General features: G+C 36.0%; 1 protein-coding gene and 3 pseudogenes. All 4 read left to right on the forward strand.

Translation table 11 applies throughout. From position 1 onward, the window contains the following. Positions 1-169, forward strand: a pseudogene (locus CEF18_RS26720) (phosphoenolpyruvate carboxykinase (ATP)); the annotation flags it as partial. Between the two features lie 564 nt (positions 170-733). Beyond that, a pseudogene (locus tag CEF18_RS27320) lies at positions 734-892 on the forward strand (SLC13 family permease); the annotation flags it as partial. A 29-nt stretch (positions 893-921) separates the two neighbouring features. Then, the gene (locus CEF18_RS23850) at positions 922-1,995 is read left to right on the forward strand and encodes an NAD(P)H-dependent flavin oxidoreductase (RefSeq protein ID WP_110939001.1); all 1,074 of its coding nucleotides are present in this window, start codon (positions 922-924) and stop codon (positions 1,993-1,995) included. Between the two features lie 75 nt (positions 1,996-2,070). Further along, a pseudogene (locus CEF18_RS23855) lies at positions 2,071-2,624 on the forward strand (ATP-binding protein); the annotation flags it as partial.

A 2,624-nucleotide genomic window follows, 5' to 3' on the forward strand; every position in this document is an offset into this window, starting at 1 on the left:
CCGTGTTCCAGGTGTTCCCGATGGCGTATTAGTGCCAGAAAAAACCTGGACTGACAAAGAAGCTTATAATGCAAAAGCATTAGATCTTGCCAGCAAGTTCAAAGAAAACTTCAAAAAGTTCACAAGCGTATCTGGAGAGATTGTTGAGCTAGGCGGACCTTTAGTATAACGAAAAAGCGGAGCCAACTTTTCAGCTCTCAAGGAGAGAAAACGATTCTGGTGTAAAAATCATTTGATAGAGACATAAAACCTAAATGATTACCTGTATCCGTTTTTTTTTTTGGAATGCCACATCGCTAAATGTGAGTAAAAATCAAGCTGATCGGGTGGGGAATATCTTCTGCAAAAATATACGAGTGAACCTATTGAATATCAATGATGCCTCTATTATTTTCGATGTTGACCCCCCTATAGACTATGAACAAGCTATTATAAATAGCGGCTACTAACAAGCAAGAAAATTAGGTGCTTGCAAGTATTACTTCAACAATGAGGTAGTACTTTTTTATCGCATGAAAATTGGTGATCCAACATAACTGATATGTTCTCTAACAAAAAAATAGCCAATGCTTTCAATAGGAGAACTGTGAGGAAATGAGGGATTATTATCTGGGAAAAAAGACACATTAAATAGAGGTTAAATAGAACTTAAAGACCTAAAAGAATAATATGAACTTTTTATTGTCGTTATTATGAAAGCGCAGATAATAAATTTACACATACTGAAACAAATGTAGCCACATGGTGGATTACAGAAGCTATTCCTATTCCAGCAACGTCACTCTTGCCAATAATTTTGTTGCCAATAACGGGAGCATTAGAAGTCGACGTAGTAACAGCTTCTTATGGTAACCCAATTATCTTCTTATTTCTAGGTGGGTTACTTTTATCCTAGAACTTTAATCTAATCGGGGGGAGTCTATGAAAAATAAACTGACAGAACTACTAGATATAAAACATCCAATTATTCAAGCACCAATGGCTGGTGGTATAACAACAGCGAACCTAGTTGCTGCTATTTCAGAATCAGGTGGTTTGGGGACGCTTGGAGCTGGTTATTTAAATACTTCTCAAATGCGTAAAGAAATTAGAGAGATTAAACAAAAGACGAATCACTTTGGTATTAATCTATTTGTTCCTAATGAATTTTCTGTTTCAACTAGTGATATAAACAGAGCCATTGATATTTTACAGCCTTATTATAAAGAATTTAATATTAACGCTGAGGATTTTGAAGTTCCTAGTCCAATGACAGAAAGGCAAACCTTTATAGAACAGGTTCAGGTTGTTATTGAAGAACAAGTGCCTGTTTGCTCATTTACTTTTGGAATACCTAGTACTGAGGTTATAAAACAGCTAAAACAGAACAACATTGTTTTAGTTGGAACGGCCACAACAGTAAAAGAAGCAATTGACGTTGAAAAAAGTGGTATGGATAGTGTTACTGTTCAAGGGATAGAGGCTGGGGGGCATAGAGGAAGCTTTATTAATGATTCAAATGAAGGATTAATAGGTTTAATGTCTCTAATACCTCAAGTTGTTGACCAAGTGACTATTCCTGTTATTGCAGCAGGCGGAATTATGGACGGTAGGGGTTTAAGTGCTGCTTTATGTTTAGGGGCAGAAGCTGTCCAAATGGGAACAGCATTTTTAACTTGTATAGAAAGTGGTGCTCACAAAGTACATAAAGAAGTGATTCTCACTACAAGCGATGACCAAACTGTATTAACACGTTCATTTTCAGGAAAATGGGCAAGAGGAATCAAAAATAAATTTATAGAAGATATGGTAGAAAAAGAAGAGGAATTACCTGAATTTCCAGTTCAAAATAGTCTCACTAAAAAAATTAGAAGCGTTGCGTCCATACAGAGTAACCGAGAGTTAATGTCACTATGGTCTGGTCAAAGTCCCATGTTAGCTAGAAATACAAACGTTAAGGAAATAATTAATGAAGTTATGGCCGAAACCGAAAAGATTTTGGGTGATCTTAAGTAAATTAAATTTAATCAAGTACTGGCTATCTTAAAAAAAGGAATTTGGTATGACACAATTTTAAAAGGGAGACAATTATTGAAAATAAGCTTACGTTTAAAAATACTAGTTATGTCATTCTTTATGGTATCAATTTCAATTGTAACGAGTGGTTGGATTATGGTGTATGGCATTACAGATTCATTTGAAGAGGAACTTGGTGAACGAGCAGTTGCCATTGCAAGAACAGTAGCACAAATGCCAGACATAAGAAACAATGTTGGGGAACTAAATGGGTCAAAAATCATTCAACCAATTGCAGAGAGAACAAGACTAGCAACAAACGTAAACTATATTGTCATAATCGATATGAATCGAATACGCTATTCCCATCCATCAGAGAGTTTAATTGGAAAAATGTTCGTCGGTGGGGATGAGTTCGCTGCTTTAGCCGAACATGAATATACCTCCGAAGCACAAGGAACCTTAGGAAAAGCTGTAAGAGCTTTTGTACCAATTATGGATGAAGAAGGGATTAAGCAGGTTGGTGTTGCAGTTGTGGGAGTCTTGACACCAACGTTTCAAGCTATGATCACACAGTATAGCAATGATCTTTTATTATTACTTATCTGGGGATTACTACTTGGATTAAT

It is taken from the genome of Salipaludibacillus neizhouensis, assembly GCF_002886185.1.
In the GTDB taxonomy this organism is placed as follows: Bacteria; Bacillota; Bacilli; order Bacillales; family Salisediminibacteriaceae; genus Salipaludibacillus; species Salipaludibacillus neizhouensis.